This is a genomic window from Sphingomonas sp., from assembly GCF_030145815.1.
Classification (GTDB): domain Bacteria; phylum Pseudomonadota; class Alphaproteobacteria; order Sphingomonadales; family Sphingomonadaceae; genus Sphingomonas.
In genome coordinates this window covers 37,830-58,735 of sequence record NZ_JAIXHL010000004.1, presented here as the reverse complement: position 1 = coordinate 58,735, position 20,906 = coordinate 37,830, and the positions used below count along the sequence as shown (strand labels likewise).

The 20,906-nt window shown below is 64.7% G+C and carries 27 protein-coding genes and 1 pseudogene; 24 read left to right on the top strand and 4 right to left on the bottom strand.

What is annotated here, in order from left to right:
* The first annotated feature begins 7 nt into the window (after positions 1 to 7).
* The 3 genes and pseudogenes from KYX69_RS04745 to lpdA all read left to right on the top strand — a co-directional run bounded on the left by KYX69_RS04745 (position 8) and on the right by lpdA (position 2,057).
* Complete coding sequence (locus KYX69_RS04745; protein ID WP_300494366.1) at positions 8 to 229, top strand: hypothetical protein; 222 nt, start codon at positions 8 to 10, stop codon at positions 227 to 229.
* Positions 222 to 548, top strand: a pseudogene (locus KYX69_RS04740) (acyl-CoA thioesterase); the annotation flags it as partial. The gene KYX69_RS04745 and the pseudogene KYX69_RS04740, both read left to right, overlap by 8 nt.
* Positions 549 to 656: 108 nt before the next feature.
* Positions 657 to 2,057 (top strand): dihydrolipoyl dehydrogenase, encoded by a 1,401-nt coding sequence (gene lpdA, locus KYX69_RS04735; RefSeq protein WP_300494709.1) that lies wholly within the window; start codon positions 657 to 659, stop codon positions 2,055 to 2,057.
* 6 nt (positions 2,058 to 2,063) lie between these two features.
* Here lpdA and KYX69_RS04730 read toward each other — a convergent pair whose 3' ends face one another.
* Positions 2,064 to 3,722, bottom strand: coding sequence for a tetratricopeptide repeat protein (locus KYX69_RS04730; protein ID WP_300494363.1), 1,659 nt, complete (start codon positions 3,720 to 3,722; stop codon positions 2,064 to 2,066).
* 114 nt (positions 3,723 to 3,836) lie between these two features.
* On the opposite strand from KYX69_RS04730, the gene KYX69_RS04725 reads away from it, so the two are divergent.
* Positions 3,837 to 5,114, top strand: coding sequence for an amidohydrolase family protein (locus KYX69_RS04725; protein WP_300494360.1), 1,278 nt, complete (start codon positions 3,837 to 3,839; stop codon positions 5,112 to 5,114).
* A gap of 58 nt (positions 5,115 to 5,172) precedes the next feature.
* Here the strand turns inward: KYX69_RS04725 and KYX69_RS04720 are convergent, their stop codons facing one another.
* The 3 genes from KYX69_RS04720 to KYX69_RS04710 all read right to left on the bottom strand — a co-directional run bounded on the left by KYX69_RS04720 (position 5,173) and on the right by KYX69_RS04710 (position 7,965).
* On the bottom strand, positions 5,173 to 5,994 hold the full coding sequence (locus KYX69_RS04720) for a lectin ESA-2 (protein ID WP_300494357.1): 822 nt from the start codon (positions 5,992 to 5,994) through the stop codon (positions 5,173 to 5,175).
* A 253-nt stretch (positions 5,995 to 6,247) separates the two neighbouring features.
* Positions 6,248 to 6,727 (bottom strand): polymer-forming cytoskeletal protein, encoded by a 480-nt coding sequence (locus KYX69_RS04715; protein WP_300494356.1) that lies wholly within the window; start codon positions 6,725 to 6,727, stop codon positions 6,248 to 6,250.
* 2 nt (positions 6,728 to 6,729) lie between these two features.
* Positions 6,730 to 7,965, bottom strand: coding sequence for a hypothetical protein (locus KYX69_RS04710; protein WP_300494353.1), 1,236 nt, complete (start codon positions 7,963 to 7,965; stop codon positions 6,730 to 6,732).
* A gap of 99 nt (positions 7,966 to 8,064) precedes the next feature.
* Between KYX69_RS04710 and KYX69_RS04705 the strand changes: the two genes are divergently transcribed.
* From KYX69_RS04705 to rpsN, 20 genes are all read left to right on the top strand, one after another.
* On the top strand, positions 8,065 to 8,697 hold the full coding sequence (locus tag KYX69_RS04705) for a methyltransferase domain-containing protein (protein WP_300494350.1): 633 nt from the start codon (positions 8,065 to 8,067) through the stop codon (positions 8,695 to 8,697).
* A 180-nt stretch (positions 8,698 to 8,877) separates the two neighbouring features.
* The gene (gene rpsL / locus KYX69_RS04700) at positions 8,878 to 9,249 is read left to right on the top strand and encodes a 30S ribosomal protein S12 (protein WP_019831557.1); all 372 of its coding nucleotides are present in this window, start codon (positions 8,878 to 8,880) and stop codon (positions 9,247 to 9,249) included.
* A 59-nt stretch (positions 9,250 to 9,308) separates the two neighbouring features.
* On the top strand, positions 9,309 to 9,779 hold the full coding sequence (gene rpsG / locus KYX69_RS04695; protein ID WP_257845146.1) for a 30S ribosomal protein S7: 471 nt from the start codon (positions 9,309 to 9,311) through the stop codon (positions 9,777 to 9,779).
* 94 nt (positions 9,780 to 9,873) lie between these two features.
* A complete protein-coding gene (gene fusA, locus KYX69_RS04690; RefSeq protein WP_300494341.1) occupies positions 9,874 to 11,967 on the top strand; it encodes an elongation factor G in 2,094 nt (697 codons plus the stop codon).
* A gap of 90 nt (positions 11,968 to 12,057) precedes the next feature.
* A complete protein-coding gene (gene tuf, locus KYX69_RS04685; RefSeq protein WP_300494338.1) occupies positions 12,058 to 13,254 on the top strand; it encodes an elongation factor Tu in 1,197 nt (398 codons plus the stop codon).
* 566 nt (positions 13,255 to 13,820) lie between these two features.
* Positions 13,821 to 14,129 carry a 30S ribosomal protein S10 gene (rpsJ, locus tag KYX69_RS04680; protein ID WP_066664400.1) on the top strand — a complete coding sequence of 103 codons (309 nt, stop codon included), beginning with the start codon at positions 13,821 to 13,823 and terminating at the stop codon, positions 14,127 to 14,129.
* Between the two features lie 267 nt (positions 14,130 to 14,396).
* Complete coding sequence (gene rplC / locus KYX69_RS04675; RefSeq protein ID WP_300494706.1) at positions 14,397 to 15,155, top strand: 50S ribosomal protein L3; 759 nt, start codon at positions 14,397 to 14,399, stop codon at positions 15,153 to 15,155.
* A 2-nt stretch (positions 15,156 to 15,157) separates the two neighbouring features.
* Positions 15,158 to 15,772, top strand: coding sequence for a 50S ribosomal protein L4 (gene rplD / locus KYX69_RS04670; protein ID WP_300494333.1), 615 nt, complete (start codon positions 15,158 to 15,160; stop codon positions 15,770 to 15,772).
* Entirely contained in the window at positions 15,765 to 16,079 is a 315-nt protein-coding gene (locus KYX69_RS04665; protein ID WP_300494331.1) for a 50S ribosomal protein L23, read from the top strand. Before rplD ends, KYX69_RS04665 begins: the two co-directional genes overlap by 8 nt.
* 1 nt (position 16,080) lies before the next feature.
* Positions 16,081 to 16,926: a 50S ribosomal protein L2 gene (rplB, locus tag KYX69_RS04660; protein WP_300494329.1), complete on the top strand. Its 846-nt coding sequence runs from the start codon at positions 16,081 to 16,083 to the stop codon at positions 16,924 to 16,926.
* Between the two features lie 3 nt (positions 16,927 to 16,929).
* Positions 16,930 to 17,208, top strand: a complete 279-nt coding sequence (rpsS, locus tag KYX69_RS04655; protein WP_066664409.1) for a 30S ribosomal protein S19 — start codon at positions 16,930 to 16,932, stop codon at positions 17,206 to 17,208.
* Position 17,209: 1 nt separating this feature from the next.
* The gene (gene rplV / locus KYX69_RS04650; RefSeq protein WP_066664412.1) at positions 17,210 to 17,590 is read left to right on the top strand and encodes a 50S ribosomal protein L22; all 381 of its coding nucleotides are present in this window, start codon (positions 17,210 to 17,212) and stop codon (positions 17,588 to 17,590) included.
* Positions 17,590 to 18,297, top strand: coding sequence for a 30S ribosomal protein S3 (gene rpsC, locus KYX69_RS04645; RefSeq protein WP_300494324.1), 708 nt, complete (start codon positions 17,590 to 17,592; stop codon positions 18,295 to 18,297). Before rplV ends, rpsC begins: the two co-directional genes overlap by 1 nt.
* Positions 18,298 to 18,309: 12 nt before the next feature.
* A complete protein-coding gene (gene rplP / locus KYX69_RS04640; RefSeq protein WP_300494321.1) occupies positions 18,310 to 18,741 on the top strand; it encodes a 50S ribosomal protein L16 in 432 nt (143 codons plus the stop codon).
* Between the two features lie 3 nt (positions 18,742 to 18,744).
* The gene (gene rpmC, locus KYX69_RS04635) at positions 18,745 to 18,948 is read left to right on the top strand and encodes a 50S ribosomal protein L29 (protein WP_066664425.1); all 204 of its coding nucleotides are present in this window, start codon (positions 18,745 to 18,747) and stop codon (positions 18,946 to 18,948) included.
* Between the two features lie 15 nt (positions 18,949 to 18,963).
* On the top strand, positions 18,964 to 19,233 hold the full coding sequence (gene rpsQ, locus KYX69_RS04630) for a 30S ribosomal protein S17 (protein ID WP_066574429.1): 270 nt from the start codon (positions 18,964 to 18,966) through the stop codon (positions 19,231 to 19,233).
* 78 nt (positions 19,234 to 19,311) lie between these two features.
* Entirely contained in the window at positions 19,312 to 19,680 is a 369-nt protein-coding gene (gene rplN / locus KYX69_RS04625) for a 50S ribosomal protein L14 (protein WP_066574426.1), read from the top strand.
* Positions 19,680 to 19,991 carry a 50S ribosomal protein L24 gene (gene rplX / locus KYX69_RS04620; RefSeq protein WP_066664426.1) on the top strand — a complete coding sequence of 104 codons (312 nt, stop codon included), beginning with the start codon at positions 19,680 to 19,682 and terminating at the stop codon, positions 19,989 to 19,991. Before rplN ends, rplX begins: the two co-directional genes overlap by 1 nt.
* A complete protein-coding gene (rplE, locus tag KYX69_RS04615; RefSeq protein ID WP_300494307.1) occupies positions 19,991 to 20,575 on the top strand; it encodes a 50S ribosomal protein L5 in 585 nt (194 codons plus the stop codon). The genes rplX and rplE overlap by 1 nt, the downstream gene beginning before the upstream one ends.
* Positions 20,576 to 20,594: 19 nt before the next feature.
* Positions 20,595 to 20,900, top strand: coding sequence for a 30S ribosomal protein S14 (gene rpsN, locus KYX69_RS04610; RefSeq protein ID WP_300494304.1), 306 nt, complete (start codon positions 20,595 to 20,597; stop codon positions 20,898 to 20,900).
* Positions 20,901 to 20,906 lie beyond the last annotated feature (6 nt).

Here is a 20,906-nt window from a genome sequence, read left to right as displayed (position 1 = left end):
CGCTGCCATGCGTGTCCTGATCGAAGCATTGCACATCGCCGCGGGAATCGCGGTCGCGCTGCTGATCGGGGCGCTGGCGAGCTGGGCCTATCCGCTCGCGCGGGGCGATGTGTGGCTGGTCACGGGCATCGCTATCCTGTGCATTATCGTGATGGGGATCGGGCCGATGCGCCGCGCAATGTGGCTGCAGCGCAACCCGCAGGGCGGGGAGGGCGGCGACGATGCCTGACCGCACGCCCCCCGCGATCGAACCGTCGATCCGCGTCAGCACCATGCCCGCCGATGCCAATGCCTATGGCGACATTTTCGGCGGTTGGCTGGTGGGACAGATGGACCTTGCCGCCGGCCTCGTCGCCGCGCGCCGCGCCAAGGGGCGTGCGGTCACGGTGGCGATGGACTCGATGCAGTTCCACGCGCCCGTTGCGGTCGGCGACGAAGTGTCGGTCTATGCCCAGATCGTGAAAATCGGGCGCAGCTCGATGCTGATCGAGGTCGAAGCCTGGCGCCGCTGTCGCCATGGCGAGGAGCGCGAACTGGTGACCCAGGCGAACTTCACCTTTGTCGCGGTCGGCGAAGACCGCAAACCACGGCCGGTGGAGGTTAGTCCGCGCGACCCCATCTCTCTTTTCAACCCTTCCTTCCCCAGGGGCAACAACATGGCTGAATCCTATGACGTGATCGTGCTCGGCTCCGGACCCGGCGGCTATGTCGCCGCGATCCGCGCGAGCCAGCTCGGTCTCAAGACCGCGATCGTCGAGCGCGAACTGCTCGGCGGCATCTGCCTCAACTGGGGGTGCATCCCGACCAAGGCGCTGCTGCGCTCGGCCGAGATCTTCCACTTCATGCAGCACGCGAAGGACTATGGTCTGGCCGCCGAGAAGATCAGCGCCGACCTCGACGCCGTCGTCAAGCGCTCGCGCGGGGTGGCCAAGCAGCTCAATCAGGGCGTCACGCACCTGATGAAGAAGAACAAGATCGCGGTGCACATGGGCACCGGCAAGCTGACCGGTAAGGGCAAACTCAGCGTTACCGCAGCGGACGGTAAGGTGACCGAGCTGGTCGCGAAGAACATCATTCTCGCCACTGGCGCACGCGCGCGTGACCTGCCCAACCTGCCCGCCGATGGCGAGCGCGTCTGGACCTATCGCCATGCGATGACGCCGAAGGAAATGCCGAAGAAGCTGCTGGTCATCGGATCGGGCGCGATCGGGATCGAATTCGCCAGCTTCTACAACGACATGGGCGCGGATGTGACCGTGGTCGAGATGCTCGACCGCATCGTGCCGGTCGAGGACAAGGACATCTCCGCGCATCTGGAGAAGGCGCTGAAGAAGCAGGGCATGACCATCATGACCAGCGCCAAGATCGACTCGATCAGCGCCGACAAGAACGGCGTGAAGGCGACGATCACCGGCAAGGACGGCAAGGCGGTCGCGGGCGAATTCAGCCATGTCATCGTCGCGATCGGCATCGTGCCGAACACGGCGGACATCGGCCTCAAGGAGCTGGGCGTCGAGGTGGACGATCGCGGCTTCCTGAAGACCGACGGCGCGTGCCGCACCAATGTCGAGGGGCTGTGGGCGATCGGCGACATCACCGCGCCGCCGTGGCTGGCGCACAAGGCGAGCCATGAGGGCGTGATCGCGGCCGAGGCGATTGCGGGCAAGCATCCGCACGCGATGGACCCGCGCAACATCCCGGGCTGCACCTATTGCCACCCGCAGATCGCCAGCGTCGGCCTGACCGAGGCGAAGGCGAAGGAAGCGGGTTATGAGGTGAAGGTCGGCACCTTCCCCTTCATCGGCAACGGCAAGGCGATCGCGCTGGGCGAGCCTGAGGGCTTCGTGAAAACGGTGTTCGACGCCAAGACCGGCGAGCTGCTCGGCGCGCACATGATCGGCGCGGAAGTGACCGAGATGATCCAGGGCTATACCATCGGCAAGACGCTGGAGACGACTGAGGCCGAGCTGATGGAAACGGTGTTCCCGCACCCGACGATCAGCGAGTCGATGCACGAAAGCGTGCTGGCGGCTTACGGGCGGGTGATCCACATCTGATTGACCCTAGCGGGTGCTGAGCGTCCAGGCGCTTTGCACCTGCGCGCGGAACACCGGGGCGTAGCGGCGCAGTTCGTCGGACGCCGCCGCGTCGAAGCCCGGATGCGCCGCAACCCGGTTGCGAATGCCGTCGCCTGCGGCGCGTAGCAGCGTCCGTGCCTCGGGCGAGGCAGGCTGATTGCGGACGAGGGCTTCGGCTAGGCTCCAATTCGCGAGGATGCGGTCGGGATGGGCGGCGTCCGGCCACACGCTGGAGAGGCGCCACGCGCGCCGGAATAGCGTAATCGCCTCCGCCCGCTTCCCCTGGCCCATCAGATTGCCGGCGAGGTTCGCGGCGCTCGTCGCAACGAGCGGGTGGCTCTCCCCCAACGCCGCCTCCCTCAGCGCCAGCGCGCGGCGGAAAAGCGCTTCGGCCTCGCCCGATTTGCCCTGACCGTGCAACACCACCGCGAGGTTGCCGATTGTGGCGGCGCGTGCGGGGTGGGTGGGGCGGAAGGTCTTTTCCTGGATCGCCAGCGCGGCGCGTAGCAGTGGCTCTGCGTCGGTAAGTCGGCCCTGCGCCTGAAGATTCGCCCCGAGATTGGCGAGCGCCAGCGCGCGGTCGGGATGGCCGGGCGGCAGGGCGGCTTCGCGTAGGGCAACTACGCGGCGATAAAATGGCTCTGCTTCGGCAATGCGGTGCTGGTCGCTCAACACGGCGGCCAATCCTTCATAGGCCGATGCGATATCGCGGTGCCCGGATGGAAGCGCGCGCTCGCGGATGTCGAGCGCCCGCCGGTACAGCGGCTCCGCTTCGGCAAAGCGTCCCAACGCCCGCAATGTAGCAGCGAGATTTGCCGCGCCGGTGGCGATGGCAGGATGGCCGGCGGGCAGGGCCGCCTCCTGCATCGCCAAGGCCTGACGATACAGCGTTGCCGCTTCCGCGTTGAGGCCGCGCGCCTGAAGATTGCCCGCCAGATTGGCGGTGGCGACCGCGATCTCGGGGTGCCCGGACGGCAGGGCGACAGTGCGAATCGTGAGCGAGCGGCGCAATAGCGGCTCCGCCTCGGCAGTGCGCCCCTGCGCTTCCAGGCTGGCGGCGAGGTTGTTGAGGATCACTGCAACGGTGGGATGGGTGGGGCCGGCCGCAGCCTCGGTCATGGCCAGCGCACGCCGGAACAGCGGCTCGGCTTCGGCATCGCGTCCGACGTCGAGTAACGCCCCGGCAAGGTTGCTCAGCGCTCCGGCGATAAGGGAATGTCCCGGTGGCAGAGCGGCTTCATAGAGCGCCAACGCCGCGCGGTAGAGCGGTTCGGCTTCGTCGGATCGACCCAGGTTGCTGAGGGCGAGCGCGAGATTGTTGCGGGCAGTTGCGCGATCGGGATGTCCGGCCGGGGTGGCGGCGTCCGCAACTGCGAGCGCGCGGCGGGCGTGCCGTTCGGATGCGGCGTTGTCGCCAGCCCGCCCTGCGAGGGTCGCCGCGGCGTTGAGCAGGTCGAGGCAATGGTCCGGGGCGGGAAGGGGGGCAGCGGTGCAGCGTTCGGCGGCAGCACTCGCTGCCTGGCTCGCTCCCGCATAGTCGCCACGCTCGAACGCCGCGACGATGTCAGCGGTGATCGGCGCACGCTGGGTAGTCGAAGCGAGGGCGGCCGTGGCGGCAAATGCCAGCGAAAGAAACATCGACATTGTGCGATGCTAACCCAAGACAGGGCGGCTTTCATCTGACAGCATCTGGCCAGGTTCGATCCTGCTTGATCTTTGCGCTGCGCGGGTCAAGCTGGCGGAAACCAAGGGGACTGTATGCACTATCGATTGTCCGCGCTCGCAGCGCTCATGCTCGCTGCCGCCACGCCCGCCGCCGCCGAAACGGTGGTCGTCACCGCCGACCGGATGATCGACGTGGTTAGCGGCAAGGTGATCGAGCACCCGGCGATCTTCATCACCGATGGCCGCATCACCAGCATCGCTGACGCGCGCACGGTGCGCTGGGGCAGCGATGTGCGGCACATCAACCTGAGCGGCAAGACGGTCCTGCCTGGGCTGATCGACATGCACGTCCATCTCGACAGCAATCCGCTCTATGGCGGCTATACCGGCCTTCAGTTCACCGACAGCTTCTGGGCGATCCAGGGGACGGCGAATGCGCGGGCGATGCTCAAGGCGGGCTTCACGACGATCCGCAATGTCGGGTCCGAGAATTACGCCGATGTCGGCTACAAGCAGGCGATCGAGGAAGGGCTGATCGCCGGGCCGCGGATCGTGCCGGCGGCGCATTCGCTCGGCGCGACCGGCGGGCATTGCGACAGCACCTATCTGCCGCCGTCGTTCAAGTCGAAGGGCGTCGCGGTCGGCGACGGCGCGCAGGAGCTGCGCCGGATCGTGCGCGAGCAGCGCAAATATGGCGCGGAGGTGATCAAGATCTGCGCCACCGGCGGCGTTTTCTCGCGCAACACCGAGCCGGGGCAGCAGCAGCTGTCGGAGGATGAGATGCGCGCCATTGCGGATGAGGCGCATCAATGGGGGCTGAAGGTCGCCGCACACGCGCATGGCGCGGCGGGGATCAAGGCAGCGATCCGCGCGGGGATCGACACGATCGAACATGCCAGCCTGGTCGATGATGAGGGGATCAAGCTGGCGGCCGCGCGCAAGCAGCCGGTGTGGTTTTCGATGGATATCTACAACACCGATTACACCCAGGCCGAAGGCAAGAAGAACGGCGTGCTGGAGGATAACCTCCGCAAGGACCGCGAGATCGCGCAGATCCAGCGCGACAATTTCCGCAAGGCGCATGCGGCAGGGGTGAAGATGGTGTTCGGCAGCGACGCCGGGGTGATGCCCCATGGCACGGCTGCGGGGCAGTTCCGCGTCATGGTCCAATATGGCATGACGCCGATCGAAGCGATCCGCGCCGCGACGCTCAACGCCGCCGAAGCGCTGGGGCGCACCAAGGATGTCGGCGCGATCGAGGTGGGGCGCTATGGCGACCTGATCGCGGTCGAGGGCGATCCGCTCAAGGACGTCAATGTGCTGACCAAGGTCACCGATGTGATCAAGGGCGGCGAACGCGTCGGCGACTGAGGCCGGAAAAAATGCCGGGTCCGCGGCGGGAGGAACCGCAGACCCGGCGATGTCGCGCTCAGGCGGGGGCGAGCGCGTCGGCGGTGGCGGGGACCAGGTCGAGGCCGATCGGACCTTCGCCGGCATAGGTCATGCTGCCCTCGAGCGCGGCGCCGGTGCCGGTGACGTTGACCGCCACGACGCCCTGCGTGCCGCGGCAGCCGATGACCCAGGTGCCGCCGGGATGCCAGGGCGCGTCATTCCCGCCCCATTGGTTGAGCACGCTGTAGGTGTTGGCCATGGTCTGGGTGCCGCGGAACCCGATCGGGCCTTCGCCAACATATGTCATCGATCCGACCAGCGTCTTGCCATTGTCGGGGCTGGTCACGTCGATCGCAGCCACCGGCTGGTCCGGGCGGCAGCCGAGAACCCACAGCCCGCCTTGATGCCATGGTGCGCTGTCGCCGCCCCATTGGTTGGTCGCGTTGAACCCGGTGCCGTCGGAGATCGCACCCTTGACCGCGATCGGGCCTTCGCCGGCATAGGTCATCGATCCGGTGAGGGTCTGGCCGCCGTCACTGGAGGTGAGGTCGAACGCGACGGCATTCTGGCCGTTGCGCGCGCCCAGCAGAAACAGCCCGGCGTCGTGCCACGGGGCGTCATTGCCGCCCCACTGGTTTTCGACCTGGTAGCAATTGGTGGTGACCAGCGTCGCGCGGACGCCGATCGGACCCTCGCCCTCATAGGTCATCGACCCGGTAAAGCTGCGTCCGCCATCGCCCGAACTGATCGCCAGGGCGACCGGATTCTGACCGGCGCGGTTGCCGATGCTGAACAGGCCGCCATCATGCCACGGCGCGCTGTCGCCGCCCCATTGGTTCTGAATCGTATAGATCGTCACGCTGTTCTCTCCTGAACGTCCCCCCTCGACAGGCGCGCGCGATGCGCGGGCCGGGTCGCGGCAGGGTTGTGGCCGATACGCTGAGACCGATCGCCGGAGTCGGCGATGACCGGAACCTAGCGTGACCGGCACGCGCGCGCTGGAGAGTGAGCGCCATTATGGATGCAGCCGCCGCCAAGACTCGCGGCCGCATGCAAAAGGGGCGCGTCCCGCCAGCGGAACGCGCCCCTTTCAGCTCCTTGAAGGATCGGACTCAGTTCGATCCCATGACCGACGCGACCGTAACCGGCGCGGCGACGCCCGGCTGTACCGGTTCGGCGCGAACCGGTGCAGCGGTGATGGCGCTCATATGCTTGAGCCGCCCATCGATATGGCCACCATTTTCGATCGTGATGTTCTCATATTCGACATCCCCGGTGATGCGCGCGGTGCGCTCGACGGTCAGCAGCTTGGCGCGGACCGTACCCTCGATCGCACCGGCGAGGCGGGCGCTTTCGGCAGTGACGCTGCCGAAAATCTGGCTGTCGGCGCCCTGCGCCAGCGTGCCGCAATCGACATCGCCCTCGACCCGGCCTTCAATGTGCAACTCACTGGTGGCGCGGATGCTGCCGGTGATGACGATGTCCGGGCCGATGACCGAGAACATGCCGCGCTTCGATGCGCCGTTGCTCGGCGCAGGCGGCGCGGGCGGCATGCTGGGACGGTCATCACGCGAACGGTTGCTGTTGAACATTGTTACTCCCCACTTCCCCGGAATCTGAGTCGCTGTTCAATATCATAGCGAAATGGCGGCTGCAGCACGGCTGGTCCCGGATTTCGTCCCGTTGGGGGATTATCGTTTGCATTCGGGACGGCGAGCGGTCGTGCAGCGATCCAGGTCGCGGCGAGCATGCACGCCGCGCCCAGCGCGACCATCGGCGCGCCGAGGCCCAGATAGCCGGTGATCGCGGCGAACGATCCGATCTGGACCAGTGCCGCGAGGGCGAAGGCGGATCGCGTGCCGCGCGCGATCGCGAATGCCAAGATGAGCATGTCCGCGAGCAGGAAATAACGTTCATGCATGCGCGGCAGCAGTCCGGCGGTGAGCAGCGCGGCGAGCGCGGCCATGCCGACGAGTCCCGCATTGTCGAAGCGGACGATCTGCATCTTGGCGACGAACCAGGCGGAAGCGCCCAGCGCCGTGGCGAGCGCGAGGCCGAACAGGCGCGGGGCATTGTCGGGCGCGATCATCGCGGCGAGCGACCAGATGTTCGGCGCATTGCGCGCGATGTCGTTGCTGAACGTACCCGCCTGACGGAAGTAGATTGTCGCGAGGTCGGCGGGTGGCCAACCGGCGAGCAGGGCCGGGGTCATCAGCGCGAGCAGCCCGGCGGGCGCGGCGAGCCACTGGACCAGCGGCACACGCCGCTGGATGGCGATGGCGAGGAAGAAGGGGGCGACCAGCACCGCCTGCGCCTTGAACGCCACCGCCACGCCGCACCAGACGAACATCGCGACATGCCGCCGCTCGACGGTCATGGCGACGGCCATCAGGCAGGCGGCGACATAGATTGCGTCGCACTGACCCATCAATAGCGCGTTGAACGCGACCGAGGGGAGGGCAATGACCAGTGCCGCCCAATGCGTTCGCTGCGCTACGCCGAGCGCGCCGAGCAGCCGGTGCATCGCCAGCGCCAGCGCAACGGTTCCGGCGACCGAGAGCAGTTTGATCACGCTCATTGGATCGAGCCATGCGGCGAGCGGGCTGACCAGCGCGAGCAGGTAAAGGTAGCTCGGCATGTAATTGGAGAAGGGGCGCGCGAAGGCGTCGGCGACGCCGTTGGCGCGGATCGTCTCGAGCCACGGGATCAGATAGGCGGTCATGTCCGGCGTGAAGAGCGGCCACAACACCCAGGCCTGCACCGCCGCGACCAGCGCGACCAGCAGCGGGGAGGGGGCCGGGAGCCCGGAACGAGAGGCGGCGGACGACATGGCATCGCGGATAGGGCGCTGCGCTGAAGATCGGGTTAAGCTGGCGCCGCGCATGGCCGGTGGACAAGCCGCTGTCGCCGTTGCAGAAACCGCGCACCAATGCCGCGTTCCCTGTCCCCCGCCGCCCGACTTCGCCTGATTGCGCTCGTGCTCGCCATGCTGGCGCTGGGGCTGATCGCGCTGGGCGGGCGGTGCATGCTGCCGACGATGGTCAGCTGTTCGGCGACGACGCTCTTTGGCGGGCCGAAGCTGGACGTCCCGTACAAGAGCACGCGCCGCGATGTGGTCGCGCTGATGCTTGAGATGGGCGAGGTGAAGGCCGGGGACACGGTGATCGACCTTGGCACGGGCGATGGGCGCATCCTGATCGCTGCGGCGAAGGAGCGCGGGGCGACGGGACTTGGCGTCGATCTCGATCCCGTGCTGATCAAAAAGGCGCGCGACGCGGCGGAGGACGCCGGGGTCGCGGACCGCGTGCGATTCGAGGCGGCGGATCTGTTCAAGACCGACCTTAGCTCCGCTGACGTGGTCACCATGTATCTGCTGCCCGAAGTCAATCTGCGCCTGCGTCCGCAGCTGTTCGCACAGTTGAAGCCGGGCACGCGCGTGGTGAGCCACGCCTTCGACATGGGCGATTGGAAGCCGGAGGCGAAGCGGAAGGTGGGCGGATCGACGGTCTATATGTGGCGGATCCCGCAAACCGCTCCCGCAACCACCCAAACACCCCGTTGACCGTCGGGGGGCGCGCGTATATAGGCCGCGCGCTCGCAGGGATTCCGTCCCGCGAGCTTTATTGAGCTGAACGTTGTTGGAGACGCCAGGGCCCGGAGGCCGCGCTAGGCCGCCAGGGTCCTTTCGTATTTTCCGGAATCATGGCTCCAGCAAAGTAACCATTGGAAGGTGAAGGGCTTCATGCCGACGATTAACCAGCTGGTCCGCAAGGGCCGCGAACCGCAGAAGGCCAAGAGCAAGGTCCCTGCGATGGAACAGAACCCGCAGAAGCGCGGTGTCTGCACCCGCGTCTATACCACGACCCCGAAGAAGCCGAACTCGGCACTGCGCAAGGTGGCCAAGGTTCGCCTGACCAACCAGCGCGAAGTGATTTCGTACATCCCCGGCGAGGGCCACAATCTTCAGGAGCACTCGGTGGTCCTGATCCGCGGCGGTCGCGTTCGCGATCTTCCCGGTGTGCGTTACCACGTGCTGCGCGGCGTTCTCGATACCCAGGGTGTCAAGGATCGCAAGCAGAGCCGTTCGAAGTACGGCGCGAAGCGTCCGAAGTAAGCCAAAGTAAGCCCCGGACAGGTTCCGGAACCGGCTGAAGTTTTAGAAGGAAATTCAAGATGGCTCGTCGTCGTCGTCCCGAAAAGCGGGAAATTCTGCCCGATCCCGTGTACGGAGATCAGGTTCTGTCGAAGTTCATGAATAGCGTGATGCTGGACGGCAAGAAGGCCGTCGCTGAAGGCATCGTCTATTCGGCGCTTCAGGTTGTCGAGCAGCGTGCGAAGAAGGACCCGATCGGCGTCTTTCATGAAGCGCTGAACAACATCAAGCCGGGCATCGAAGTCCGCAGCCGCCGCGTCGGCGGTGCAACCTATCAGGTCCCGGTCGAAGTGCGCCCCGAGCGCGCCCAGGCACTGGCGATCCGCTGGCTGATCAGCTCGGCGCGCAACCGCAGCGAGAACACGATGTCGGCACGCCTGTCGGGTGAGCTGCTGGACGCTTCGAACAACCGCGGCAACGCCGTGAAGAAGCGCGAGGACACGCACCGCATGGCCGAAGCGAACCGCGCGTTCAGCCACTACCGTTGGTAATGACGGCGTTGCCGGTCTTTTCCCGGTAACATTCTTACCTATATCCCGGGGAGTCGCTTCTGGCGGCTCCCCATACCCTTAAGGAACCACGATCATGGCCCGCAGCCATCCGCTCGATCGCTATCGCAATATCGGCATCATGGCGCACATCGACGCCGGCAAGACGACGACGACTGAGCGCATCCTCTATTACACCGGCAAGTCCTACAAGATCGGCGAAGTGCATGAAGGCACCGCGACGATGGACTGGATGGAGCAGGAGCAGGAGCGCGGGATCACGATCACGTCGGCGGCAACCACCTGCAAGTGGAAGGCCGAAGACGGTCAGGGCCCCGAGCATCTGATCAACATCATCGACACCCCGGGCCACGTCGACTTCACCATCGAAGTCGAGCGTTCGCTGCGCGTGCTCGACGGCGCGGTTGCGTGCTTCGACGGTGTTGCCGGCGTTGAGCCGCAGTCGGAAACCGTGTGGCGCCAGGCGGACAAGTACAAGGTTCCGCGGATGTGCTTCGTCAACAAGCTCGACCGCACCGGCGCCGATTTCTATTTCTGCGTGGACACGATCGTTGACCGCCTCGGCGCGCGTCCGGCTGTCCTGTATCTGCCGATCGGCATGGAAGGCGGCTTCAAGGGTCTGGTCGACCTGGTCAACAACCGCGCGATCGTGTGGCTCGAAGAGTCGCTGGGCGCCAAGTTCGAATATCAGGACATCCCTGCCGATCTGGCAGAGAAGGCCGCGAAGTATCGCAGCGAGCTGATCGAAATGGCGGTCGAGCAGGACGACGCCGCGATGGAAGCCTATCTGGAGGGCAATGAGCCCGACGTCGCGACGCTCAAGAAGCTGATCCGCAAGGGTACGCTCGAAATGGCGTTCGTGCCGATCCTGTGCGGCTCTGCGTTCAAGAACAAGGGCGTTCAGCCGCTGCTCGACGCGGTGGTCGACTATCTGCCGTCGCCGCTCGACATTCCGGACGTTCAGGGCGTGAAGCTCGACGGCGAGACCCCGGATTCGCGTCCGGCGGACGACAATGCGCCGTTCTCGGGCCTGGCGTTCAAGATCATGAACGACCCGTTCGTCGGCTCGCTGACCTTCACCCGCATCTATTCGGGCACGCTGACCAAGGGCAGCTACCTGAACTCGGTGAAGGACAAGAAGGAAAAGATCGGCCGTATGCTCCTCATGCACGCGAACTCGCGTGAGGACATCGATGAGGCGCGTGCGGGCGACATCGTCGCGATTGCGGGCCTCAAGGAAACGACGACCGGCGACACGCTGTGCGACGCGGCCAACCCGATCATTCTCGAGCGGATGGAATTCCCCGAGCCGGTGATCGAGCTGTCGGTGGAGCCGAAGACCAAGGCCGACCAGGAAAAGATGGGCCTCGCGCTCAACCGCCTGGCTGCCGAGGATCCTTCGTTCCGCGTTTCGACCGACCATGAGTCGGGCCAGACCATCATCAAGGGCATGGGCGAGCTCCATCTCGAGATCCTGGTCGACCGCATGAAGCGCGAGTTCAAGGTCGAGGCGAATGTCGGCGCGCCGCAGGTGGCGTATCGCGAATATCTCAAGAAGCCGGTCGACATCGACTACACCCACAAGAAGCAGTCGGGCGGCACCGGCCAGTTCGGCCGCGTCAAGGTCAAGCTGACCCCGGGTGAGCGCGGTTCGGGCTTCGTCTTCAAGGACGAGATCAAGGGCGGTAACATTCCGAAGGAATATATCCCGGCGATCGAAAAGGGCTTCCGCGAGACCGCGATGACGGGTTCGCTGGTCGGCTTCCCGATCATCGACTTCGAAGTGCTGCTGTATGACGGTGCGTATCACGACGTCGACTCGTCGGCGCTGGCGTTCGAAATCTGTGCCCGCGCCGCAATGCGCGAAGCGGCGCAGAAGTCGGGCATCACGCTGCTCGAACCGATCATGAAGGTTGAGGTCGTGACTCCCGAGGATTATCTCGGCGACGTCATCGGCGACATCAACAGCCGTCGTGGCCAGATCCAGGGCACCGACAGCCGCGGCAACGCGCAGACCGTCGACGCGATGGTCCCGCTGGCCAACATGTTCGGCTATGTGAACCAGCTCCGCTCGTTCACGCAGGGACGCGCGCAGTACAGCATGCAGTTCTCGCATTACGACGAAGTGCCGCCGAACGTGGCCGAAGAAGTGAAGGCGAAGCTGGCCTAAGGCTGGCGTTCATCCAAATTGATCGCTATGGGGCCGCGTTCTCGTGAGTCCCATGGCGGTCCGGGAAATTGACTCAGAAGGTAGGAAATAATGGCGAAGGCAAAATTTGAGCGGACCAAACCGCACCTCAACATCGGCACCATCGGTCACGTCGATCACGGCAAGACCTCGCTGACCGCCGCGATCACCAAGGTTCTGGCAGAGAACGTCGCGGGCAACGCCGCGGTCGATTTCGCCAACATCGACAAGGCTCCGGAAGAGCGTGAGCGCGGCATCACCATCTCGACCGCGCACGTCGAGTATGAGACCGAAACGCGCCACTATGCGCACGTCGACTGCCCCGGCCACGCCGACTATGTGAAGAACATGATCACCGGCGCGGCGCAGATGGACGGCGCGATCCTGGTCGTGTCGGCCACCGACGGCCCGATGCCGCAGACCAAGGAGCACATCCTGCTCGCCAAGCAGGTCGGCGTTCCGACCATGGTCGTCTTCCTCAACAAGGTCGACCTGGTCGACGACGAGGAAATCCTCGAGCTGGTCGAAATGGAAATCCGTGAAGAGCTCAGCAAGCGCGAGTTCGACGGCGACAACATTCCGATCATCCGCGGTTCGGCGACCGCCGCTCTGTCGGGTTCGGACGACAAGCTGGGCAAGGACGCGATCCTCGCGCTCATGGCCGCTGTCGACGAGTCGATCCCGCAGCCGGAGCGTCCGCTGGACAAGCCGTTCATGATGCCGATCGAAGACGTGTTCTCGATCTCGGGTCGCGGCACCGTGGTGACCGGCCGCGTCGAAACCGGCGTTGTGAAGGTTGGCGAGGAAGTCGAGATCGTCGGCATTCAGCCGACCGTCCGCAAGACCACCGTGACCGGCGTCGAAATGTTCCGCAAGCTGCTCGACCAGGGCCAGGCCGGCGACAACATCGGCGCGCTGATCCGCGGCGTTGCACGTGACGAAGTCGAGCGCGGCCAGGTTCTGGCCAAGCCGGGTTCGATCACCCCGCACACCGACTTCCAGTCGTCGGTGTACGTCCTGTCGAAGGACGAGGGTGGCCGTCACACGCCGTTCTTCGCGAACTATCGTCCGCAGTTCTACTTCCGCACCACCGACGTCACCGGCACCATCGAGCTGCCGGCCGGCACCGAGATGGTCATGCCGGGCGACGAAGTCGCGCTGGGCGTGAAGCTGATCGCGCCGATCGCCATGGACGTCGGCCAGCGCTTCACGATCCGCGAAGGCGGCCGCACCGTCGGTGCAGGCGTCGTCAGCGGCATCGACAAGTAATCGACGCCCGCAAGGGCTGAGAATGAAGAGTCCGGCTTCCCCCAGGGGAGGCCGGACTTTTTGTTTGTGTGCCGCTGATTGGGCTTGCACGTGGCGGGGGAGGGCCTTCTTCAGTAAGGGTCCGCTATGCCCTTCCGAATCCTGACCTGCGACAATGGTGTCCTGTCGCTCGAGTTCGAGCCTGACGACATGGGTGCCGTGCGAGCGGCCATCGTGCGGCAGTTCGGAGCGTTGAATGTCGAAAGACACGTAGTTTCGTCGGAGGTTCACTTTGGCGGCGAGTCGTTCACATTTCAAAACGAGTGGGATGACCCTTGTCTAATCACGTCCACAGAGAGCGGGCGAGCGATCCTTCGCCGCTTATGCGATGATCTTAAGGTCATCGAAGCGCGGCGCGGCTCCGGTCTGAGCTCGGCGCGACGATAGAGAGTAGCGGTGCGACGAATTTCCTGTACTCACCCCCTTGCCAACCCGCCGCTTCCGCTGTAGTGGCGCGCCTTCGTTTTAGCGTATGAACCAGCAAGAGGCGTGTTTCACGCGCCCCGCTCTTTCGCATTGGTAGGGACATGGACAACAATATCCGCATCCGCCTGAAGGCGTTCGACCACCGCGTGCTCGATCAGGCCGCAAGCGATATCGCCGACACCGCGCGCCGCACTGGCGCCATGATCCGTGGCCCGATCCCGCTCCCGACCCACATCGACAAGTTCACGGTCAACCGTGGCCCGCACATCGACAAGAAGTCGCGTGAGCAGTTCGAGACGCGCACCTACAAGCGCCTGCTCGACATCGTTCAGCCCACCGCCCAGACCGTCGACGCGCTGATGAAGCTCGACCTCGCCGCTGGCGTTGACGTGGAGATCAAGCTGGCCTAAAGGCCGCGCTCTCCCAACGAGATTCGCGATTCCATCGGGATTGCGCAGGGCTGGCCGGATCGATCCCGATCCGAAGAGCCGCCCCGGAGCGAAAGCTCTAAACGACATAGGGATACCGCCGGACTTCGGTCCGGGCTGCGTCCCCCGTCTTTCCTGCCTTCGGGTCGGAATTCAGCCCGGACGGGGGCTCGCATCATATTTACGGGCTGAGGCATGCACCCTTCGGAATGGTCCGCGGGGTGCCTCTGTATTGAGGAGCAATTGATCATGCGCACTGGCGTGATCGCGAAGAAACTGGGGATGACCCGCCTGTTCAAGGACGATGGCCGCCACGTGCCGGTTACCGTTCTGAGCCTCGAAGGCGTTCAGGTCGTCGCCCGTCGCGAAATGGACAAGGACGGCTACACCGCCGTGCAGCTGGGCGCTGGCAGCGCCAAGGCGAAGAATGTCGCCAAGCCGCAGCGCGGCCAGTTCGGCAAGGCCGAAGTGGAGCCCAAGGCAATCCTCGCGGAGTTCCGCGTGGATGCGGACGGTCTGCTTGACGTGGGCGCCGAGATTTCGGCCGACCATTATGTCGCAGGCCAGTTCGTCGACATTCAGGGTCGTACGCAGGGCAAGGGCTTTGCGGGCGGCATGAAGCGCTGGGGCTTCGGCGGTATGCGTGCAACGCACGGCGTGTCGATCAGCCACCGCGCGCTGGGTTCGACCGGTAACCGCCAGGATCCGGGCAAGGTCTTCAAGAACAAGAAGATGGCCGGCCACATGGGCGACAAGAACCGCACGCAGCAGAATCTCGAAATCGTCGGCACCGACGTCGAGCGCGGCCTGATCTTCGTCAAGGGCTCGGTCCCTGGCTCGAAGGGTGGCTGGCTGTTCGTCAAGGATGCGGTGAAGGTCGCGCGTCATGCCGACGCGCCGTTCCCCGCCGGCATCAAGACTGCCGCCAACAGCAACGACACCGCCGCAGCGGACACCCCGGCCGACACGGTCGAGGCGCCTGAGGCGACCGAAGGCCAGGAGGGCTGAACGTGAAGGTCAAGGTTCAAACCCTCGACGCCAAGGAATCGGGCGACATCGAGCTCAACGATGCCGTGTTCGGCCTCGAGCCGCGCGCCGACATCCTGCACCGCGTCGTCACCTGGCAGCTGTGGAATCGCCGCGGCAGCGCCCGTCCGACGCGTGAGCGTTCGGAAGTCTCGCGCACCGGCAAGAAGTTCGGTCGCCAGAAGGGTGGCGGTACCGCCCGTCACGGCGACCGCGCTGCTCCGATCTTCATCGGCGGTGGTAAGGCCCATGGCGCCCGTCTGCGTGACTTCAACATCTCGCTGAACAAGAAGGTTCGCGCGCTGGGTCTGAAGATGGCGCTGTCGAGCCACGCCAAGGCGGGTTCGCTGATCGTCCTCGACGGGTTCGAGGCGAGCAAGACTTCGGCGCTGAAGGATCAGTTCGCTGGTCTGAAGGTCGGTCGCAAGACGCTGGTGATCGACGCGGATACCGGCAACGGCTTCCTCGCCGCACGCAACCTGGCGGACGTCAACGTCCTGCCGGCGGTTGGTGCCAACGTCTATGACATCCTGAAGCACGACACGCTGGTCCTGACCCGCGCTGCCGTCGAAAAGCTGGAGGCGCGCTTCAATGGCTAAGAAGCAGGAGCAGATCGACGTGCGTCATTATGACGTGATCGTCGCGCCGCACATCACCGAAAAGTCGACCCTGGTCTCCGAGCATAATGCGGTGGTCTTCAAGGTCGCCGGTGAAGCGACCAAGCCGCAGATCAAGGCGGCGGTCGAGGCGATCTTCGGCGTCGGTGTCACCGCGGTGAACACCATCGTCCAGAAGGGCAAGACGAAGCGCTGGAAGGGCAAGCCCTACACGCGCAGCGACATCAAGAAGGCGATCGTCACGCTGAAGGACGGCGATTCGATCGACGTCACGCAGGGGGTCAACTGACATGGCTCTGAAGAATTATAACCCGACCTCGCCGGCGCGGCGTGGCCTGATCCTGGTGGACCGTTCGGGTCTGCACAAGGGCGGTCCCGTCAAGGCGCTGACCGAGGGCAAGCGCAAGACCGGTGGCCGCAACAACAAGGGCCATGTGACCTCGCGCGGCATCGCGGGTGGCCACAAGCAGCGGTATCGCATCATCGACTTCAAGCGTCGTCTGTGGGACGTCGAAGGCACCGTGGAGCGGATCGAATATGATCCCAACCGCACTGCCTTCATCGCGCTGATCAACTACGGCACCGCCGAAACGCCGGACTATGCCTATATCATCGCTCCCCAGCGCCTCGGCGTTGGCGACAAGGTGATCGCGGGCAAGAAGACCGACGTGAAGCCGGGCAACGCCATGGAGCTGGGCCAGATGCCGGTCGGCACCATCGTCCACAATGTGGAGATGAAGCCGGGCAAGGGTGGTCAGATCGCACGTTCGGCCGGCACCTATGTGCAGGTCGTCGGTCGTGACCGCGGCATGGTGATCGTTCGCCTGAACTCGGGCGAGCAGCGCTACATCCGCTCGGACTGCATGGGCACCGTTGGCGCCGTGTCGAACCCCGACAATGGCAACACCAACCTCGCCAAGGCTGGCCGCAACCGCTGGAAGGGCATCCGCCCGCTGACCCGCGGTGTTGCCAAGAACCCGGTCGACCACCCGCACGGCGGTGGTGAAGGCCGGACCTCGGGCGGCCGTCATCCGGTCACCCCGTGGGGCAAGCCGACCAAGGGTGCGCGCACTCGTCACAACAAGGCGACGGATAAGTTCATCATCCGCAGCCGCCACGCGAAGAAGAAGGGCTAAACCATGGCTCGCTCCGTTTGGAAGGGTCCGTTCGTGGACCTCCACCTCCTGAAGAAGGCGGAAGTCGCTCAGGAGAATTCGGGCCGTGGCGGTCCGATCAAGACCTGGTCGCGTCGTTCGACCATCCTGCCGCAGTTCGTCGGCCTGACCTTCAACGTCTACAACGGCCGCAAGTTCGTGCCGGTGTCGGTGAACGAGGACATGGTCGGCATGAAGCTCGGCGAGTTCGCCCCGACCCGGTATTTCCCGGGTCACGCGGCTGACAAGAAGGGTAAGCGCTAACATGTCGAAGCCCAAGGCTCCCCGTCGCGTTGGCGACAATGAGGCGCTGTCGGTCGGCACGCAGATCCGTGGTTCGGCGCAGAAGCTGAACCTGGTCGCTGGCCTGATCCGCGGCAAGAAGGCCGGTGACGCCCTCAACATCCTCTCCTTCAGCACGAAGGCGATGGCGGTTGATGCGCGCAAGGTGCTGGCTTCGGCGATCGCCAATGCCGAGAACAACCACAATCTCGACGTCGACGCACTCGTCGTCGCCGAGGCGTCGGTCGGCAAGTCGATCACCATGAAGCGGTTCCACACCCGTGGTCGCGGCAAGTCGACGCGCATCCTGAAGCCGTTCAGCCGTCTGCGCATCGTGGTGCGCGAAGTGCAGGAAGAAGCATAATGGGTCACAAGAGCAACCCGATCGGTCTGCGCCTGCAGATCAACCGCACCTGGGACAGCCGCTGGTTCGCCGAGGGCGCCGATTACGGCCGCCTGCTGCTGGAAGATCTCAAGATGCGCCAGTACATCATGAAGACGCTGCCGCAGGCGGCGATTTCCAAGGTGGTGATCGAGCGTCCGGCCAAGCTGTGCCGCGTCAGCATCTTTGCTGCGCGCCCCGGCGTGATCATCGGCAAGAAGGGCACGGACATCGAAAAGCTTCGCAAGAAGCTCGGCGAGATGACCAGCTCGGACGTGTCGCTGAACATCGTCGAGATCCGCAAGCCTGAAGTCGACGCCAAGCTCGTCGCACAGGGTATCGCCGATCAGCTGGAGCGCCGCATCGCGTTCCGCCGCGCCATGAAGCGCGCCGTTCAGTCGGCGATGCGTCTGGGCGCGGAAGGCATCCGGATCAACTGTGGCGGCCGTCTGGGCGGCGCGGAAATCGCGCGTTCGGAATGGTATCGCGAAGGCCGCGTTCCGCTGCACACGCTGCGCGCGAACGTCGATCACGCAACCGCCGAAGCCCACACCGCCTATGGCGTGTGCGGCGTCAAGGTCTGGATCTTCAAGGGCGAGATCCTGGGCCATGATCCGATGGCGACCGATCGCCTGAACATGGAATCGCAGACGTCGGGCGTTCGCCCCGCGCGCGATGACCGTCGCTAAGGGTTAGAGACAATGTTGCAACCGAAGCGCACCAAGTTCCGCAAGGCCTTCAAGGGCCGGATCAAGGGTGAGACCAAGGGCGGCGCGACGCTGAATTTCGGCTCGTACGGCCTGAAGGCGATGGAGCCGGAGCGGATCACCGCACGCCAGATCGAGGCGGCACGCCGCGCGATCACGCGTCACATCAAGCGTCAGGGCCGCCTGTGGATCCGCGTGTTCCCGGACCTGCCGGTTTCGAGCAAGCCGGCCGAAGTCCGCATGGGCTCGGGCAAGGGCTCGCCTGAATATTGGGCGGCGCGCGTGGCGCCCGGCCGCATTCTGTTCGAGCTGGACGGCGTTCCTGGCCCGCTCGCAGCGGAAGCGTTCGAGCGTGCGGCGATGAAGCTGCCGATCAAGACCAAGGTCGTGGCCCGCCTCGGCGACACGTCGCACCTGGAGGGTTAAGAGATGACCAAGGCAATCGATCTGCGCGCGAAGAGCGACGATCAGCTGACCGAGGAGCTGGGCAACCTGAAGCGCGAGGCATTCAACCTGCGTTTCCAGGCGGCGACCAGCCAGCTCGAGAAGCCGAGCCGCGTGAAGGAAGTCCGCAAGGACATCGCCCGCATCAAGACGCTGCAGAACGAGCGTTCGCGCTCGGCTGCGAAGTAAGAGGACACAGGAACCATGCCGAAGCGCGTGCTGACCGGGCAGATCGTGTCCGACAAGGGCGACAAGACGGTGGTCGTGAACGTGGAGCGCAAGGTCAAGCACCCGCTCTACGGCAAGATCATCCGCCGCTCGAAGAAGTATCACGCCCATGACGAGGCGAACGAGTACAAGGCTGGCGAGACCGTGCGGATCGAAGAGACCGCACCGATCAGCAAGCTGAAGACCTGGAAGGTGATCGAGCGGGTGAACACCCACGCGACCCCCGAGCGGGCCGACATCGCTTAAGGCCCCCAAGGGTCTCAAGAGTTCAACTGGAACCCCCGGGACGTGTCCCGGTAGGCCAAGAGAGAAGGAACCGGATCAATGATCCAGATGCAGTCCAATCTCGACGTCGCTGACAACAGCGGCGCGAAGCGGGTGCAGTGCATCAAGGTGCTGGGCGGGTCGAAGCGTCGCTTCGCCGGCGTCGGCGACGTCATCGTCGTCAGCATCAAGGAAGCACAGCCCCGCGGCAAGGTGAAGAAGGGTGACGTGCATCGTGCCGTCATCGTCCGCACTGCCAAGGACGTTCGCCGCGCCGATGGCTCGGTCATTCGCTTCGACGGCAACGCTGCCGTTCTGGTCAACAAGAACGAGGAGCCGATCGGCACCCGTATCTTTGGCCCGGTGGTCCGCGAGCTTCGCTCGAAGGGCTTCATGAAGATCATTTCGCTCGCCCCTGAGGTGCTGTGATGGCTGCTGCCAAGATCAAGAAGGGCGACCAGGTCATCGTCCTGTCCGGCAAGGACAAGGGCAAGACCGGTGAAGTCGTCAAGTCGATGCCGAAGGCCGACAAGGTCGTCGTGTCGGGCGTGAACATTGCCGTGCGTCACACCAAGCCGAGCCAGGGCGACCCGCAGGGTGGTCTGAAGCGCGCCGAGGCGCCGCTGCACGTGTCGAAGGTTGCGCATGTGACCAAGGACGGCAAGGCGACCCGCGTCCGCTTCGAAGAGCGTGACGGCAAGAAGGTCCGCGTTGCGGTCAAGACCGGGGAGGTCATCTGATGGCTGACACCTATATCCCGCGCATGAAGTCGAAGTATGACTCGGAAATCGCCAAGGCGATGACCGCAAAGTTCGGCTACAAGAACGCGCTCGAAGTGCCGAAGATCGAGAAGATCGTGCTCAACATGGGCGTCGGCGAAGCGACCCAGGACAAGAAGAAGGTCGAGCAGGCAGCGTCCGAAATGGAGCTGATCGCCGGCCAGAAGCCTGTCGTGACCAAGGCCAAGAAGTCGATCGCGCAGTTCAAGCTGCGTGAAGGCATGGCGATCGGTTGCAAGGTGACGCTGCGCCGCGAGCGGATGTACGAGTTCCTCGACCGCTTCATCACCATCGCGCTGCCGCGTGTGCGTGACTTCCGCGGCCTGTCGGACAAGTCGTTCGACGGCCGTGGCAACTATGCCTGCGGCATCAAGGAACAGATCGTGTTCCCCGAGATCAACTATGACCGCATCGACAAGGTGCGCGGCATGGACGTGATCGTGACCACCACCGCCAAGACCGACGAGGAGGCCCGCGAGCTTCTCCGTCTCTTCGGTTTCCCGTTCCCCATCGAGGCGGACGGCGAAGCGAAGCAGGCAGCGTAAGGGAAAGAGAACTTAAGTCATGGCGAAACTGAGTTCCGTGCTCAAGAACGAGCGTCGCAAGAAGCTGGTGAAGAAATATGCCGGCCGCTATGCGAAGCTGAAGGCGATGGCCAACGACAAGTCGCTCGATGAGACCGAGCGTCTGATCGCGCGCCTGAAGATGGCCGAGATTCCCCGCAACGGGAACCCGACCCGCATTCGCAACCGGTGCGAGCTGACCGGTCGTCCGCGCGGTTATTACCGCAAGTTCCGTCTCGCACGTGTCATGCTGCGCGATCTGGCCAACAAGGGCCTGATCCCGGGTGTCACGAAGTCGAGCTGGTAAGGATCA

Bases quoted from the DNA above. Each gene is read 5' to 3' on its own strand.
- KYX69_RS04745 (WP_300494366.1), top strand. From the start codon at position 8: ATGCGTGTCCTGATCGAAGCATTGCACATCGCCGCGGGAATCGCGGTC.
- lpdA (WP_300494709.1), top strand. From the start codon at position 657: ATGGCTGAATCCTATGACGTGATCGTGCTCGGCTCCGGACCCGGCGGC.
- KYX69_RS04730 (WP_300494363.1), bottom strand. From the start codon at position 3,722: ATGTCGATGTTTCTTTCGCTGGCATTTGCCGCCACGGCCGCCCTCGCT.
- KYX69_RS04725 (WP_300494360.1), top strand. From the start codon at position 3,837: ATGCACTATCGATTGTCCGCGCTCGCAGCGCTCATGCTCGCTGCCGCC.
- KYX69_RS04715 (WP_300494356.1), bottom strand. From the start codon at position 6,727: ATGTTCAACAGCAACCGTTCGCGTGATGACCGTCCCAGCATGCCGCCC.
- KYX69_RS04710 (WP_300494353.1), bottom strand. From the start codon at position 7,965: ATGTCGTCCGCCGCCTCTCGTTCCGGGCTCCCGGCCCCCTCCCCGCTG.
- KYX69_RS04705 (WP_300494350.1), top strand. From the start codon at position 8,065: ATGCCGCGTTCCCTGTCCCCCGCCGCCCGACTTCGCCTGATTGCGCTC.
- rpsL (WP_019831557.1), top strand. From the start codon at position 8,878: ATGCCGACGATTAACCAGCTGGTCCGCAAGGGCCGCGAACCGCAGAAG.
- rpsG (WP_257845146.1), top strand. From the start codon at position 9,309: ATGGCTCGTCGTCGTCGTCCCGAAAAGCGGGAAATTCTGCCCGATCCC.
- fusA (WP_300494341.1), top strand. From the start codon at position 9,874: ATGGCCCGCAGCCATCCGCTCGATCGCTATCGCAATATCGGCATCATG.
- tuf (WP_300494338.1), top strand. From the start codon at position 12,058: ATGGCGAAGGCAAAATTTGAGCGGACCAAACCGCACCTCAACATCGGC.
- rpsJ (WP_066664400.1), top strand. From the start codon at position 13,821: ATGGACAACAATATCCGCATCCGCCTGAAGGCGTTCGACCACCGCGTG.
- rplC (WP_300494706.1), top strand. From the start codon at position 14,397: ATGCGCACTGGCGTGATCGCGAAGAAACTGGGGATGACCCGCCTGTTC.
- KYX69_RS04665 (WP_300494331.1), top strand. From the start codon at position 15,765: ATGGCTAAGAAGCAGGAGCAGATCGACGTGCGTCATTATGACGTGATC.
- rplB (WP_300494329.1), top strand. From the start codon at position 16,081: ATGGCTCTGAAGAATTATAACCCGACCTCGCCGGCGCGGCGTGGCCTG.
- rpsS (WP_066664409.1), top strand. From the start codon at position 16,930: ATGGCTCGCTCCGTTTGGAAGGGTCCGTTCGTGGACCTCCACCTCCTG.
- rplV (WP_066664412.1), top strand. From the start codon at position 17,210: ATGTCGAAGCCCAAGGCTCCCCGTCGCGTTGGCGACAATGAGGCGCTG.
- rpsC (WP_300494324.1), top strand. From the start codon at position 17,590: ATGGGTCACAAGAGCAACCCGATCGGTCTGCGCCTGCAGATCAACCGC.
- rplP (WP_300494321.1), top strand. From the start codon at position 18,310: ATGTTGCAACCGAAGCGCACCAAGTTCCGCAAGGCCTTCAAGGGCCGG.
- rpmC (WP_066664425.1), top strand. From the start codon at position 18,745: ATGACCAAGGCAATCGATCTGCGCGCGAAGAGCGACGATCAGCTGACC.
- rpsQ (WP_066574429.1), top strand. From the start codon at position 18,964: ATGCCGAAGCGCGTGCTGACCGGGCAGATCGTGTCCGACAAGGGCGAC.
- rplN (WP_066574426.1), top strand. From the start codon at position 19,312: ATGATCCAGATGCAGTCCAATCTCGACGTCGCTGACAACAGCGGCGCG.
- rplX (WP_066664426.1), top strand. From the start codon at position 19,680: ATGGCTGCTGCCAAGATCAAGAAGGGCGACCAGGTCATCGTCCTGTCC.
- rplE (WP_300494307.1), top strand. From the start codon at position 19,991: ATGGCTGACACCTATATCCCGCGCATGAAGTCGAAGTATGACTCGGAA.
- rpsN (WP_300494304.1), top strand. From the start codon at position 20,595: ATGGCGAAACTGAGTTCCGTGCTCAAGAACGAGCGTCGCAAGAAGCTG.